11 protein-coding genes are annotated in these 14,528 nt (G+C 73.4%); 6 read left to right on the top strand and 5 right to left on the bottom strand.

Annotated elements, in window-relative coordinates; genetic code table 11:
* Positions 1–7: 7 nt before the first annotated feature.
* The 3 genes from lnt to J8M50_RS42795 all read right to left on the bottom strand — a co-directional run bounded on the left by lnt (position 8) and on the right by J8M50_RS42795 (position 3,122).
* The gene (lnt, locus tag J8M50_RS42805; RefSeq protein WP_010352930.1) at positions 8–1,615 is read right to left on the bottom strand and encodes an apolipoprotein N-acyltransferase; all 1,608 of its coding nucleotides are present in this window, start codon (positions 1,613–1,615) and stop codon (positions 8–10) included.
* Positions 1,616–1,707: 92 nt separating this feature from the next.
* Positions 1,708–2,262, bottom strand: a complete 555-nt coding sequence (locus J8M50_RS42800; RefSeq protein WP_010352931.1) for a hypothetical protein — start codon at positions 2,260–2,262, stop codon at positions 1,708–1,710.
* Between the two features lie 74 nt (positions 2,263–2,336).
* Positions 2,337–3,122 (bottom strand): glutamate racemase, encoded by a 786-nt coding sequence (locus J8M50_RS42795; protein WP_029183740.1) that lies wholly within the window; start codon positions 3,120–3,122, stop codon positions 2,337–2,339.
* Positions 3,123–3,179: 57 nt separating this feature from the next.
* Here J8M50_RS42795 and J8M50_RS42790 point away from each other — a divergent pair, with 57 nt between their 5' ends.
* Complete coding sequence (locus J8M50_RS42790; RefSeq protein ID WP_010352933.1) at positions 3,180–4,358, top strand: glycosyltransferase; 1,179 nt, start codon at positions 3,180–3,182, stop codon at positions 4,356–4,358.
* Between the two features lie 62 nt (positions 4,359–4,420).
* Here J8M50_RS42790 and J8M50_RS42785 read toward each other — a convergent pair whose 3' ends face one another.
* Positions 4,421–5,575: a TerD family protein gene (locus J8M50_RS42785; RefSeq protein WP_010352934.1), complete on the bottom strand. Its 1,155-nt coding sequence runs from the start codon at positions 5,573–5,575 to the stop codon at positions 4,421–4,423.
* Positions 5,576–5,801: 226 nt separating this feature from the next.
* Between J8M50_RS42785 and J8M50_RS42780 the strand changes: the two genes are divergently transcribed.
* The 5 genes from J8M50_RS42780 (at position 5,802) to J8M50_RS42760 (ending at position 12,062) form a co-directional block, all read left to right on the top strand.
* On the top strand, positions 5,802–6,296 hold the full coding sequence (locus J8M50_RS42780) for a DUF6643 family protein (protein WP_010352935.1): 495 nt from the start codon (positions 5,802–5,804) through the stop codon (positions 6,294–6,296).
* Positions 6,297–6,337: 41 nt separating this feature from the next.
* Positions 6,338–7,162: an MOSC domain-containing protein gene (locus J8M50_RS42775; RefSeq protein WP_010352936.1), complete on the top strand. Its 825-nt coding sequence runs from the start codon at positions 6,338–6,340 to the stop codon at positions 7,160–7,162.
* A gap of 191 nt (positions 7,163–7,353) precedes the next feature.
* Entirely contained in the window at positions 7,354–7,959 is a 606-nt protein-coding gene (locus tag J8M50_RS42770) for an Rv1733c family protein (protein WP_010352937.1), read from the top strand.
* A gap of 120 nt (positions 7,960–8,079) precedes the next feature.
* Positions 8,080–10,524 carry a right-handed parallel beta-helix repeat-containing protein gene (locus tag J8M50_RS42765; protein ID WP_010352938.1) on the top strand — a complete coding sequence of 815 codons (2,445 nt, stop codon included), beginning with the start codon at positions 8,080–8,082 and terminating at the stop codon, positions 10,522–10,524.
* 83 nt (positions 10,525–10,607) lie between these two features.
* Positions 10,608–12,062, top strand: a complete 1,455-nt coding sequence (locus J8M50_RS42760) for an alpha/beta hydrolase (protein WP_010352939.1) — start codon at positions 10,608–10,610, stop codon at positions 12,060–12,062.
* A 5-nt stretch (positions 12,063–12,067) separates the two neighbouring features.
* Here the strand turns inward: J8M50_RS42760 and J8M50_RS42755 are convergent, their stop codons facing one another.
* A complete protein-coding gene (locus tag J8M50_RS42755; RefSeq protein ID WP_010352940.1) occupies positions 12,068–14,335 on the bottom strand; it encodes a membrane protein in 2,268 nt (755 codons plus the stop codon).
* Positions 14,336–14,528 lie beyond the last annotated feature (193 nt).

Genomic DNA, 14,528 nt, shown 5'->3' with positions numbered 1-14,528 from the left:
CGTACGCCTACGCGTCCCCCGCACGCCGGGCGCGCAGCCCCGAGCCGATCGCCCACCCGAGCCCACCGGCGGCGACCAGCACGAGCAGCATCTCGGGCAGGATCCCCATCTTCGTCGCCGGCGTCTCGGAGGACCGCAGCGGCACCTTCTGCACCAGCGAGTCGGCGACGAACATGCCGGTCTTCTGCGTGATCCGCCCGTCCGGCATGATGATCGCGCTGACGCCGCTGGTGACCGGAACGACGACCGTGCGGCTGTGCTCCACCGCGCGCACGCGGGACATCGCGAGCTGCTGGTAGGTCATCTCGCTGCGGTCGAAGGTGGCGTTGTTGCTGGGTACGGAGATGAGCTGCGCGCCGTGCGTGACGGTGTCTCGGACGTCCCAGTCGAACGCGGCCTCGTAGCAGGTGGCGATGCCGACCTTGGTGCCGTTGATCGTGAACACGCCGGGCTTGGTGCCCCGGGTGAAGTTCGAGGCCATCGCGGTCCACTGGGGGTTGATCGCCTTGACCAGGCCCTGGAGCGGCATGTACTCGCCGAACGGCTGGATCTGCCGCTTGTCGTAGGTCTGGGTGGGCCCCTTCTCGGGGTCCCACAGGATCTGCTCGTTGAACAGCTTCCCGTCGCGCTCGACGACGCTGCCGACCGAGACGGGTGCGCCGATGGCCCGCACCGCCTGATCGATGACGGCGGTGGCCTCGGCGTCGGTGAAGGGGTTGACGTCGGAGGAGTTCTCCGGCCACAGCACGAAGTCGGGCTTGGCGACCTTCCCGGCCTTCACCTCGGCGGCCAGCCGCTCCGTCTCGCGCGCGTGGTACTCCAGTACGGCGCGCCGCTGGGCGTTGAACTCCAGCCCGAGGCGGGGCACGTTGCCCTGGATCGCGGCGACCGTGACGGTGCCGTCCTCGGCCTTGTCGCTGACCAGCGTGCGGGCGGCGAGCGCACCGGCCACGGGGACGGCGACGCTGAGCAGCGCGACCGCGGCAGCCGGACGCGTCACCGCGCGCGCGAGACGGCGTTCCCGCGCGAGGCGGACGGCCTCGTACAGCCCGAACCCGCACAGGACGACGGCGAAGCCCAGTACCGGCGTCCCGCCCACGGCGGCGAGCGGCAGGAACACCCCGTCGGCCTGCCCGAACGCGATCTTCCCCCACGGGAACCCGCTGAACGGCGCCCGCGCGCGGGCCGCCTCCCCGGCGGTCCACAGGGCCGCAGCCCACACCGGCGACCCGGGCAGTTTGGACACGGCGGCGACGCCGACGCCGACCAGGGCGACGAAGAGGGCCTCGATGGCCGCGAGCGCGAGCCACGGCAGCGGTCCGACCTCGACGCCGGTCCACTTCAGCAGGGGGACGAGGAAGCCGAGGCCGAAGAGGTAGCCGAGGCCGAGGGCGGGTTTCCAGCTCCGCCCGCGCAGGACCCAGCCGAACGCGGCGAACGCGGGGACCGCGAGCCACCACAGGGGGCGCGGCGGGAAGCTGAGGTAGAGGAGCACGCCGGAGAGCACGGCGACGGCGGCCGGGGCGAACCGCAGGAGGCGGCGCCCGCGCGCGGGAGGCGCGGCTTCGGGCTCCAGTTGTCCTGCGGGCTCTGCGGGGGGTGCGGTGACGGTCACTCGGGGAGTGTACGGCGGGTGACCTTTTGGCCGACAGTTCGGTTGACGCACTTCACAGCCTCGGCGCCGTGCCCGGCCGTCCCGTCACCGTCTCAGTGCGCCGCCCCCGGCCGCGCCGCCCTCAGCCGGTCCCTGATGACCCGTACGGCCGCCTCCGCGTCGTCCACGGTGATCGTGAACGTGTGCCCGTCCCAGAGCCGCAGCACGACGCCTTCGCCCCGGCGTACGACGACGGCGGTCCCCTTCTCGGGCCGCCAGCGGTAGCCCCAGCCGCCCCAGTGGCGCGGCGTGACGTGGGGGTCGAAGTCGGCGTCGGCGACCTGCGCGAGGGGGATGCGGCGGCGCGGCAGCCCCATGTGCCCGCAGCGCACTTCGAGGCTGTCGCGGTCGACCTTGAGGGCGACGTGGAGGAAGGCGAGGGTGCCGAAGAGGACGAGGAGCCCGGCGGCGATGCAGCCGACGACGGACATCGCGAGGGGGGCGACCCCGGAGTTCCACGCGGAGTCCACGGCGAGTTCGATGCCGAGTGCCAGGCAGGCGGCGCCCGCGAGCGCGGGCAGCCACTGGAACCGGTTCGTGGCCCGTCCGGTCCACACGTCCGGGTGCGGGGTCTGCTCGACGTACTCGTCTCGGGGATGCTCCCTCATGCCTACGAGGTTACTCAGGTTTCTCCCGCCGGGGAGGCTGTCTCGCGGAGTGACTGGTCCGAGCGGGTCACGCGTTACGAGGCGACCGTCGGGACGGGCAGCGAGCGGCCTTCCGCGTACGCGAACGCGGCGTCCGGCAGCACGCCCTCGCGCCCGTTGAGGAGCACGGTCAGCCCGCCGGTGGCGGGGGCGTCGGGCGCGGGCGGGGCGCCGATGCGGCGCAGCGTCTGGGCGGCGACGGCGTCGGCGGAGGCGTGCAGGACGAGCGGGGGGCGGCCGGGCCGCTGGAGGGCCGTGCGGATGCGTTCGGCGAGGAGTTCGTAATGGGTGCAGCCCAGGACGACGGTCGTTACATCGTCCGGCGTGAGCGCGGCGGCGGCGGTGATCGCGGCGGCGATGGCGGGTTCGTCGGCGTGCTCGACGGCCTCGGCGAGCCCCCAGCAGGGCACCTCGGCGACGCTGACGCCGCCCGCGAAGTCGCGGATGAGGCCGCGCTGGTAGGGGCTGCCGGTGGTGGCGGGCGTGGCCCAGATGGCGACGGGGCCGCCGAGGGCTGCGGCGGGCTTGATCGCGGGGACGGTGCCGACGACGGGGATGCCGGGCTCCAGGTGCGCGCGCAGGGCGGGCAGGGAGTGCACGGTGGCTGTGTTGCAGCCGACGATCAGCGCGTCCGGCGCGTGCGCGGCTGCGGCTTCGGCGACGGCCAGCGCGCGCGTGGTGACGTCCTCGGGGGTGCGCGGACCCCAGGGCATGCCCTCGGGGTCGAAGGAGAGGACGAGATCGGCGTCGGGTCGCAGTCGCCGTACCGCAGCGGTGGCCGCCAGCAGGCCGATTCCGGAGTCCATGAGCGCGATCTTCACCCGGCCACGATAGACGATGGCCCGGTCCGGGCCCCGGCCGTGGGGCACACTGCGCTGGTGAGCGCCTTCGTGTGGATCGCCGCCCTGTCCCTCGTCGCCTGGCTGTGGCTGCTGCTGTGCCAGGGCTTCTTCTGGCGCACGGACGTGCGTCTGCCGCCCGCGCCCGAGGACCCCGCCGACTGGCCGGACGTGTGCGTCGTCGTCCCCGCGCGCGACGAGGCCGCCGTGCTCCCGCTGAGCCTGCCGTCCCTGCTGGCGCAGGACTATCCGGGCCGGGCGGAGGTCTTCCTGGTCGACGACGGCAGCACGGACGGCACCGGCGACCTCGCGCGCGCACTGGCCGATCGGTACGGCGGTCTGCCGCTGACGGTGTCGTCGCCGGGTGAGCCGCCGGCCGGCTGGACGGGCAAGTTGTGGGCCGTACGGCACGGTGTCGCGCTGGCACGTGCGCGGGAGCCCGAGTTCCTGCTGCTGACGGACGCCGACATCGCGCACGCGCGCGGCAGCCTGCGCGGTCTGGTGGCGTCGGCGCGCGCGGGGGGCTACGACCTGGTGTCCCAGATGGCGCGCCTGCGCGTGGAGAGCTTCTGGGAGCGGCTCGTCGTACCCGCTTTCGTGTACTTCTTCGCGCAGCTCTACCCGTTCCGCCGGATCGCGCGCCCGGGCGGGCGTACGGCCGCTGCGGCGGGCGGGTGTGTCCTGCTGCGGACGGAGGCCGCCGAGCGGGCGCGGATCCCGGACGCGGTCCGGCACGCGGTGATCGACGACGTGGCTGTCGCGCGGGCCGTCAAGAGGAGCGGTGGGCGGATCTGGCTGGGGCTCGCCGAGCGGGTCGACAGCGTGCGGCCGTATCCGCGTCTGCACGACCTGTGGCGGATGGTCTCGCGCAGCGCGTACGCGCAGTTGCGGCACAACCCCCTGCTGCTCGCCGGGACGGTCCTGGGGCTGGCGCTGGTGTACCTGGTGCCGCCGCTGGCCCTCGTCGCGGGCGGCGCGGCGGGGAGCGCGCCCGTGGCCGTGCTGGGCGGCCTCGCGTGGGCGGTGATGACGGCGACGTACGTCCCGATGGTCCGCTACTACCGTGAGCCCCTGTGGCTGGCGCTCCTGCTGCCGTTCACGGCGTTCCTGTACCTGCTGATGACGGTGGACTCGGCGGTGCAGCACTACCGGGGGCGGGGAGCGGCGTGGAAGGGGCGGACTTATGCGCGCCCGGAAGCCGTCCCGGACGAAACTTGAGTAATCAAGGAAATGGTTTTCTCCTCAATTACTCGCGGCGTCTTCACGTGCTCCCCGCGTCTTCACTTCCTGCCCGGCGTCCAGTTCATGCCCCACCCATAAGCGCGGTCGACGGTCCGCTGCGGACTCACCCCGCGTTCCGGGACCAGATACCGCGCCTCCCTGCGGACGACGAGATCGCCCCCGGTGTTGGTGATCAGCGCGAGCGCGCACACGGTCGACGCGACCGTGCACTCGTCGAGCGAGAAGTCGACCGGCGCACCGTGCTGCGGCCTCAGGGTGACCGTCGCGTGCAGGTCGGCGAACGAGCGCGCGCCCGCGTAGATGGTCACGAAGACCAGGACGCGCCGCAGGTCGGCGGCGTGGTCGAGGTTGACGGTGAGGTTCTCGCCGGCCGCGACGGCGCCCGTGCGGTCGTCGCCGTCGAGGTGGATGTAAGGCGGCCTCTCCAGTGCGCCGAAGGCGTTGCCGAGGGCCTGGACGACGCCCTTGCGGCCGTCGGCCAGCTCGTACAGGGCGCACAGGTCGAGGTCCAGGCCGGTGTGCGCGGAGCCGGAGCGGGACTGCCAGTTGAGGTTGACGCGCAGGGCGCCCGACGTACCGCCCTGCTTGGTGAGCGAGACGGACGGTGCCGACTTCGTGAGGGTGACTTTCGTGAGCCGTACGGGAGGGGCGGTGTGCTGGGGTTCGTCGACGGTGATGCCGTAGTCCGTCGCGAGGCCCTCCAGGCCGCTGTCGTAGCCCTGTCCGACCGCGCGGAACTTCCAGGCGCCCTGGCGGCGGTACAGCTCGCCGAGGACGAACGCGGTCTCCACGCTCGCGCCGGCGGGGTCGAAGCGGGCGACGACCGTCCCGCGCGCGGCGTCGCGGACCTCGACGTACAGCCCGGGGACGCGCCCGAAGGGGCCGCCGTCGGCAGAGGCGGCGAGCAGGACGGTGTCGACGTCGGGCTCCACGCGCGCGAGGTCGACGACGAGCGTGTCGGTGACGAGGTCGCCGGAGGTCTGCTTGCCCTCGTGGCGGACGGTCCCCGACGCGTGCGCGGGCTGGTTGTAGAACACGAAGTCGTCGTCGGAGCGCACCTTTCCGCCGACGAGCAGGAGCGCGGAGGCGTCGACGTCGGGGACGCCCCGGCCCGAGCGGCGTCCGCATTCGATCCTCAGCGCCGTCGTGGGCACCGGTACGTTCGCTCCCTTGGACAACGACGGCATCGGCATGCGGCCTCTTTCCCCTCCCGCTCAACTCCCGCCGGGGGCGCGGGAACACGTCCGTTCGGCCCCCGGAAACCCCGCCGGAACTTGCTCTTTACACAATTCCAACCCGCATTGTCGCCCCTTTTTCCCACGTTCGCTCGTATTGGGGATACAGGGCCACTCCCGGCACGGAAAACAACCCGCATACCCGTCTCCCCAACCGGCTCTTCGTGGGCTTACCTTAGGTGCCATGACCTCCCCCCGCTCCACCTATGGTGGCGGCTACTACTCGTCCGCCTCCTTCCCGGACACCCCGATCTACGACTCCCTCGTGGCCGAGCGGGGGACCCCGCAGATCGCCCCGATCCGGGTCCCGGCCGCCTACGACGTGCCGAGCATGCCGAGCAGCCACCTGCCCGCGCTGCCGTCGGCGCTCCCCGCCCTCCCGGCGGGCCCCTCGCAGGCGCCCTACGGCTACCAGCAGGCCCAGCAGCCCGCTCCGCTCCAGCAGGCCCCGGCGGCGTACGTCCCGCCGCAGGGCGGCATGCAGCGCGGGTACCCGGCCGCGCAGGCGCCGATGCAGATGCCGATGCAGCAGCAGCCGGGCCAGGTGGGCGCTCCCATGGGGATGAACCCGATGGCGGCCGGTACGGGGTACGAGGCGATGCGTCCGGCGGCACCCCGCCCGAACCCGGCTCCCTACCAGGACCCGTACAACCAACAGCAGCAGTACCGGGGTTACTAGGCCCCCGGGACCGGCCCCTGCCGCCTGGCAGGATGGGTCCCATGGCCCCTGCGGAACTCCTGTCGATCCACGTCCACCCGGTGAAGGCGCTGCGGGGAGTGAGTCCCCGGGAGGCCGTCGTGGAGCCCTGGGGGCCGGCCGGGGACCGGCGGTGGGCGCTGATCGACGACGGGGGGAAGGTCGTCACCCAGCGCCAGAGGCCGCGTCTGGCGCTCGCCGCCGCCGAGCCGTTGCCCGGTGGCGGCGTTCTGCTGTCCGGGCCCGGTGTCGCACCGCTGGAGGTCGCGGTGCCCGAGCCGGCGAATACGGTCGTCGTGGAGATCTTCCGCGACAAGGTGGAGGGCGCCTTGGCCGACGCCCGCGCGCACGCGTGGTGCAGCGCGTTCCTCGGTGCGGACGTACGCCTGGTGCACATGGACGACCCGGCGACCCGCCGTCCGGTCGACCCCGCGTACGCGCGCCCCGGCGAGACGGTCGGCTTCGCGGACGGCTATCCCCTGCTCGTCACGACGACGGCCTCCCTGGACGCCCTCAACTCCCTGATCGCGCACGGCGAGCACGCCGCCGAGGGCCCGCTGCCGATGAACCGCTTCCGGCCGAACGCGGTGGTCGGCGGCACCGAACCGTGGGCCGAGGACGGCTGGTCGCGCCTGACGATCGGCGAGGTGACCTTCCGGGCCGCGAAGAAGTGCGGCCGGTGCGTGGTCACCACCACCGACCAGGCCACCGCCGAACGCGGCAAGGAACCCCTGTACACCCTCGGCCGGCACCGCCGCATCGACGGCAAGCTGGTCTTCGGCCAGAACCTGGTGCCCCTCACACGCGGCCTGATCCGGGTCGGCGACCCGGTGCGGATCCTGGACTGAGAACGCGCCGACATTTCCTCCTTCGTCCCGGGAACCCGCGGCCGGACCTCGGGCGTTGACGCATCGTGAGAAGTTCATGAGAGACCCCCGGGAGAGCCCGTACGCAGGTGATTTCGCTCTCTCTTCGACCGGGATCGAGGATGAACGGCGGGCTCGGGGGTTATGACGGAGCGGGAAGGGGGTGCGAGGCGGTGCGAGCGATCCGTGGACTGTGGCGCTGGCGGCACAACCCGGTGCGCCGTACGACGGACCTGGTCGAGGCGTGGGTGGCGGCGGGCGCCCTGCTGCTGGTGCTGGTCGTCGCGCCGGTGGCGGGCATGGTCGTCGGCGCCTTCGTGCAGGACGCGCTCCTGAGGTCGGTGCGCGACCAGGCGAGCACCCGGTTCGAGACGACGGCGACGGTCGTGAAGGAGCTGAAGGGCTCCGCGTTCGTGACGGACCCGGAGGCCGTCTCCGGCCGGGAGGCGCGCAGCCGCGTGGAGGCCGACTGGACCGCGCCGGACGGCAGTACGCACCACGGCCCGGTGACGGCCGCGCTGGACACCCCGCACGCGGGCGACCGGTTCTCCCTGTGGACGGACGGCGCGGGCCGCCCGATGAGCCGCCCGCTGGACGTGGCGACGGCCGAGACCCACGGCGTGCTGGCCGGACTGGGCGCCGCGCTGTGCGCCGCGGGCCTGGTCGAGAGCGCGCGCCGGGCGGTCGTGTGGACGATGGTCCGCCGCCGTTACGCCCGCTGGGACCAGGCGTGGGACCGCGCGGGACCGGACTGGGGGCGTACCGGCACCGGCAGTTGAGGCGGGTGCACCGCACGCCTCGCCGGTGGTCAACCCACCACCCGCGCGCACGCTACGGTGGACCAGCCGACCTTCTTCGGCATCGACCCGCGTATCACGAGGTGGGGGCACAGCATCGTCATGGCACAGGGCACGGTCCAGGTGACGCACACCGGTACATCGCGGTGGCGGCGCCGCACGGGTGAGTACGCTTCGCTCGCCGCCGCCCTGGAGGCCGCGGCCGACGGAGACGTCCTCACCGTCGCCCCCGGCACGTACCGGGAGAACCTCGTCGTCGAGCGTTCGGTCACCCTGCGCGGCCCCGAGGGCGCCCCGGGCTCGGTACGGATCGCCCCCGTGGACGGCGTGCCGCTGACCGTGCGCGCCTCCGCCGTCGTCCAGGACCTGCACGTCGAGGGCCAGGACACGACGTCCCCCGCGCTGCTGGTCGAGGAGGGCACGCCGGAACTGCTGGACGTGCGGGTCGTGACGCGCTCGGCGGCCGGCATCGAGGTGCGCGGCGGCGCCCGGCCGACGGTGCGCAGGTGCACGGTCGACAACCCGGCGGGCATCGGCATCGCCGTCCTCGACGGGGCCGGCGGGGTCTTCGAGGAGTGCGAGGTGCTGGCCGCCGGACAGGCCGGGGTCTCCGTACGAGGGGGCGCGCACCCGCGCCTGGAGCGCTCCCGCGTGCACCACACCTCGGGTACGGGTGTCAGCGTGACGGGCGACAACTCGGCGCTGGAAGCGGTGGGTTGCGAGATCTACGAGGTGCGCGGCAGCGGCGTACAGATCACCGCGCGCGCCACCGCGCACTTCACGGACTGCGACGTGCACCGCACCACCGCCGACGGCGTCACCCTCGACACGGACGCGGTGCTGACGCTCGCGGACTGCCGCATCCACGACATCCCGGAGAACGCGGTGGACCTGCGCTCGCGCAGTGTCCTGACGCTGACCCGCACCTCGGTGCGGCAGTTCGGGCGCAACGGCCTGTCGGTGTGGGACCCGGGCACGCGGGTGGACGCCAACCAGTGCGAGATCTTCGACAGCACCGGCGACTACCCGGCGGTGTGGGTGAGCGACGGGGCGACGGCCGTCCTCGACTCCTGCCGCGTCCACGACGTGCCGGACGCCCTGTTCGTCCTCGACCGGGGCTCGCGCGCGGACGTCGTCGACAGCGACCTCACGCAGGTCCGCAACACGGCCGTCTCGGTGAGCGACGGGGCGACCGCGCAGCTCGACGACTGCCGGATCCGCGAGGCCGCGACGGGCGCCTGGTTCCGCGACCACGGCAGCGGCGGCACGCTCAGCAACTGCACGGTGGACTCCGTCCAGACCGGCGTGATCGTCACGAAGGGCGCCGACCCGACGGTCGAGCGGTGCACCGTCGACTCCCCCGCCGAGGCCGGGTTCTACGTGTCGGCGGGCGGCCGGGGCTCGTTCGTCGGCTGCAAGGTCACGGGCAGCGGCGGCTACGGCTTCCACGTGATAGACGGCAGCCGCACGACCCTGCGCAAGTGCCGTACGGAGCGGTGCGCGCGCGGTGGCTACGAGTTCGCGGAGGCTCCCGACTCGGCGCCCGGTTCGGGGCCGCTGGTCGAGGACTGCACGAGCGACGAGAGCGGCGGCGCACGCACTCCGACGACGCCCGCAGGGGCGTTCGCGCCGGCCGTACAGACCGCCGCCCACACCCCCGGGCTGCTGAGCGCGCTCCCGGAGCAGCGGCCGGTCGTGGCGGCGGAGCTGTCGGTGTCCGAGCGGACGATGGAGATCAAGGCGCCGAAGGACGTCCTGGGCGAACTCGACGCGCTGGTGGGCCTGGACAGCGTCAAGCGCGAGGTGCGGGCGCTGATCGACATGATCGAGGTCGGCCGGCGCCGCCAGCGCGCGGGCCTCAAGGCGGCGTCCGTCAAACGGCACTTGGTGTTCACGGGCTCCCCCGGCACCGGCAAGACGACGGTCGCGCGCCTGTACGGGGAGATCCTCGCCGCGCTGGACGTCCTGGAGAAGGGGCACCTGGTCGAGGTGTCCCGCGTCGACCTCGTCGGCGAGCACATCGGGTCGACGGCGATCCGCACGCAGGAGGCGTTCGAACGGGCGCGTGGCGGCGTCCTGTTCATCGACGAGGCGTACGCGCTGTCGCCGGAGGACGCGGGGCGTGACTTCGGCAAGGAGGCCATCGACACGCTGGTGAAGCTGATGGAGGACCACCGCGACGCGGTCGTGGTGATCGTCGCCGGGTACACCGCCGAGATGGAGCGCTTCCTGGCCGTCAACCCCGGTGTGGCGTCCCGTTTCTCACGGACCATCACCTTCGGCGACTACGGCCCCGAGGAACTGTTGAGGATCGTCGAGCAGCAGACGGACGAGCACGAGTACCGGCTCGCGGGCGGCGCCCCCGAGGCCCTCCTGAAGTACTTCGCGGCGATCCCGAAGGGCCCCGCGTTCGGCAACGGCCGTACCGCGCGCCAGACGTTCGAGGCGATGGTGGAGCGGCACGCGAGCCGCATCGCCCAGGTCCTGGAGCCGAGCACGGACGAACTGACCCTGCTGTACGCGGTGGACCTGCCCGAACTCCCGTGAGGAACAAGGTCGTTCGTACGGGGGTAAGCCCCACCCCGATCATGCTGTCCGCCGGATGGTGACGCGTCCGGCGTCCGGACAGCATGGTCGGCATGACGATCTCCCGCGTACTCGCCCTGACCCTCACGGCCTTGACCCTCTCCGCCGCCCCCTCCTCGGCGGCGGCCCCCGCCCTCGACTGGCACCCCTGCGGCATCCCCGGCCAGGAGTGCGCCGACCTCTCCGTCCCGCTCTCGTACGGCGACCCCGGCGGCCCCCAAGTCACCCTCGCCGTCTCCCGGTTGGCCGGCACGGACCCCGAGGCCCGGCGCGGCACCCTGCTGGTGATCCCCGGTGGTCCGGGCGGCTCCGGCGTCAAGCGGCTGTCCCAGCAAGGGGAGGCGCTGCGGCGGGAGTTGGGCAGCGCTTACGACCTCGTCAGCTTCGATCCCCGTGGTGTGGGCGCCAGTTCGCGGGCGCGCTGCGAACTGCCGGGCGAGGACCGGCATCTGGTGACCCTGAGGTCCTGGCCCGCAGCGGACGGCGGTATCGCCGAGAACGTCGAGAGGGCCCGGCGTACCGCTCAGGCCTGCGCCGACAACGGCGGGCCCCTGCTGCGCAGCCTCAGCACCCTGAACGAGGCCCGCGACATCGACCGGCTCCGGGCGGCGCTCGGCGAGGAGAAGCTGTCGGCGTACGGGGTGTCGTACGGAACGTACGTGGGAGCCGTCTACGCGCAGAAGTACCCGGCGCGCACGGACCGTTGGGTACTGGACAGCAACGACGACCCCAACCCCCGTAAGGTCGCCCGGGGTTGGCTGGCGAACATGGCGGTCGGCGCGGAGGCCCGGTTCCCGGACTTCGCGGCGTGGGCCGCCGACCCCGCGCGCGGGAACCTGCGGCTGGCCGAACGCCCGGAGCAGGTACGGGAGTTGTTCCTGTCGCTCGCCGCCGACCTGGACCGGCAGCCGCGCGCGACGACCACTCCGGGCGTACCGCTGACCGGGAACCGGCTGCGGCAGGCGATGCAGACGGTTCTCTACAACGACACCTCGTTCCCTCAACTCGCCCTGCTCATGCGGCAGGCGATGGACCCGGCGGCTACCCCCGTACTCACCCCGGACGTCGCGGGCCCGATGCCCGACGAGGACGCGGCGATCACCATGGCGGTCATCTGCAACGACGTCCGCTGGCCGAACTCCGTGCCCGCGTACGAGCGTTCCGTCGCCGAGAACCGTGCCCGGTATCCGCTGACCGCCGGGATGCCGGCGAACATCACGCCGTGCTCGTTCTGGAAGGACGCGCCCACCGAGAAGCCGGTCCGGATCACCGGCGAGGGTCCGTCCAACGTCCTGATGGTCCAGTTCCGCCGCGACCCGGCGACCCCGTACGCGGGCGCGCTGAAGCTGCGCTCGGCGCTCGGCGACCGGGCGCGGATGGTCACCGTGGAAGGTGGCGGGCACGGCGTCTACCTCGGTCAACACCCCTGCGCGGACCGGCTCGTGACCCGGTACCTGGTGACGGGCGAGCGGCCCGCGCGGGATGTGGTCTGCGACTGACCGGGTCACACCTCCGCGGTCGGCCGCTGTACCCGGCTGCCCAGACCGAGCCGCGCCAGCAACTGCCCCCGCTCCCGCGCGAACCCCGGATCGGCCTGATAGTCGGAGTGCCCCAACAGCGGCGCAGACAGCGGGTGCAGCGTCGTCCGGCCGTACTCCACCGGGTCCGCGAACGGGCCGCAGTCGACGTCCGGGAGGCGTACCGGGCCGCCTATCGGGTCGGTGAGGCGGTACAGGTTGCGCCAGCAGTCGACGTCCGCGTGGAGGGCCTTGAGGGAGTCGGGGCCGAAGTGGGCGGGGAACCAGCGGCCGTAGAGGCGCTCGATCGGCGAGCCGTACGTGAGCAGGGCGACGCGTTTGCGGTCGGCGGGTTCCAGCTGCCAGGCGGCGGCTGCGGCGAGGACGCTGCCCTGGGAGTGGCCGGAGATGACGAGCCGGCCGCCGGTGGCGCGGGTCCAGGTCGTCATGCGCCAGGTGAGGTCGGGGACGGCGCGCTCGGCGTAGCAGGGGGGCGCGAAGGGGTGCGCGGCGCGCGGCCAGAACGTACCGACGTCCCAGAGGATCCCGATCGTGCGCCGGGCGTGCGGGTCCTTGTACGCGCGCCGCCCCCAGGTGACGAACGTCAGGAACGCGAACCCGATGAGCCACGACCCGAGCGCCTGCCCCATGCGCGCGGCCCCCTCGACGAACGGGTACGTCCCGACGGCGGCCCCCACCGGGGTCTTCCCGCTGACCAGCGCGCCCACGACGGCCGCAGCGCCCAGCAGGAGCGTCGCCCCGGAGGTGACGCCGACGAGCAGGGGCGCCCGGTCGGTGAGCCCGGCCATCGCCCGCGCGCGGGAGATCGTGCGCGTGCGCGCGGGGTCGCCGTTCTCGACGCCGTACTGCTTCTCGACGGCCGGCTCCTGTGCCTTCGCCCTGCTGATCGCGCGCTGTCCGAGGAGCGAGCAGTGAGCGAGGACGACGAGCAGGACGGCCGGGATGACGGACGCCTGCCAGGTCAGCAGGACGGGCGGGCCCGGCAGGACGCCGCCGGTGCCGTCCAGCCAGTCGGCGACGCGCTGGGCGACGCCGCCGGACATCACGCCGCCGAGCGCGCACGCCAGCATGACGACGGCGGGCCCGCCGAGGCCGCGCAGGGCCGAGCGGTGCTCGGGGTCGGCGCCGTACAGCTTGCGGGCGACGACCGCGAGGGCGACCGCGACCACGCCTTGGGCGACCGCGATGCCGCCGAACGTGAGGTCGCCGGGCAGGCGTCCCGTCGACGTCCAGCCGGGCCGCGACCAGGCCGCGTACAGCAGGGAGAACGCCAGCACGGCGAGGGAGCCGAGCGGCAGGCGGCGTACGAGGTGGCGGTCGATCTTGTGGTCGAGGCGCTCCTCGGTGCGGCCCCGGCCGCAGACCACCCACACGACGCAGACCGCGCCGACGAGCAGGACGGCCTCCAGGACGTGCCCCAGGGCGTCCAGAAGGGCCGGTGCGCCGCTTTCGTGGTCCCGGCGGGCGGCGGCCGTGCCGACGGTCGCTGCGACCGTCAGGAGGCCCGCCGCGGTGTGCGCGGCGCGCAGCCGGGAGACCAGACGGCGGCCGTACCAGAAGCCGGGGCGGCTGAGGGTCGTCACGGCGTCGGCGCCGTCCGTGCGGGGCAGCGGTTCCTGCGACTCGTACGCGCGCCAGGTGCGGTGCGAGAGGTACCACAGCAGGGTGACGAGCGCGGTCGGGACGAGGGCCGCGAGCGCGAGGCGGCGGCCGGGCTGGCCCCACCAGCCGCCGGGTTCGAGGAAGCCGAGCCAGGAGTGGGCCTGCGCGCACGCGTGGGTGCCCGCGCACTGCCAGGCGGTGAGGTCGAGGGCGACCTCGCAGGCGGCGGCGACCAGGAGGACGGTCAGAGAGAGGGCGGCGAGGCGGACGAGGAGGCCGTAGGCGCGGACCGTACGCGTGCCCGCGCGGGCCGCCGGGCGCATCCAGTGGGCGAGGTTGACGACCATGAACGGCAGCAGCAACAGCCACAGCGCGCGGGTGCCGTTGCCGGAGGTGAGGTTGGACCAGACGTACGCCTCCGGGATCGGCCGGTCGACGCGCGCGCCCGCGCGGGTCTCCGCCTCCGCGTCGTCGGCCCGGCGGTAGACGGCCGCCGTGTCGTCGCCGGTGACCCGTACCGTGCGCGGGTCGTCGAGCATCTTCTCCGGCGTGGCCCCGCCCACGCCGTGGACGAGGAGTTCGAGAGCGGCCACCGGCTGGGCGGCCCGCTCCGGTCCGGTCGGTTCTTCCACTGGTGGTGCGGCAGGGCTCGGTACCCCGCCCACGATGAGTTCCACTGTTCGCACTTCCCCCGTGACGCGCCGTCGGCATCTTTCCGTGCCCAGCCAGGATGGCCGCTACGGCCCTTGAACACACCCGTTGTCACGGAATCTCCCCGTTCCGTGAGGCAACCGTGACGAGACGGTGTGCGGGGGCAAGCGCTTG

The organism is Streptomyces acidiscabies, assembly GCF_020010905.1.
In the GTDB taxonomy this organism is placed as follows: Bacteria; Actinomycetota; Actinomycetes; order Streptomycetales; family Streptomycetaceae; genus Streptomyces; species Streptomyces acidiscabies.
The sequence above is the reverse complement of the archived record's forward strand: the minus strand, read 5'-3'. Positions and strand labels throughout refer to the sequence as shown.

What these genes read in the sequence shown, in the direction of transcription:
- J8M50_RS42760 (WP_010352939.1), top strand. Translation starts at nt 10,608, where the DNA reads ATGGTCGGCATGACGATCTCCCGCGTACTCGCCCTGACCCTCACGGCC.
- J8M50_RS42800 (WP_010352931.1), bottom strand. Translation starts at nt 2,262, where the DNA reads ATGAGGGAGCATCCCCGAGACGAGTACGTCGAGCAGACCCCGCACCCG.
- J8M50_RS42775 (WP_010352936.1), top strand. Translation starts at nt 6,338, where the DNA reads ATGGCCCCTGCGGAACTCCTGTCGATCCACGTCCACCCGGTGAAGGCG.
- J8M50_RS42785 (WP_010352934.1), bottom strand. Translation starts at nt 5,575, where the DNA reads ATGCCGATGCCGTCGTTGTCCAAGGGAGCGAACGTACCGGTGCCCACG.
- J8M50_RS42765 (WP_010352938.1), top strand. Translation starts at nt 8,080, where the DNA reads ATGGCACAGGGCACGGTCCAGGTGACGCACACCGGTACATCGCGGTGG.
- J8M50_RS42780 (WP_010352935.1), top strand. Translation starts at nt 5,802, where the DNA reads ATGACCTCCCCCCGCTCCACCTATGGTGGCGGCTACTACTCGTCCGCC.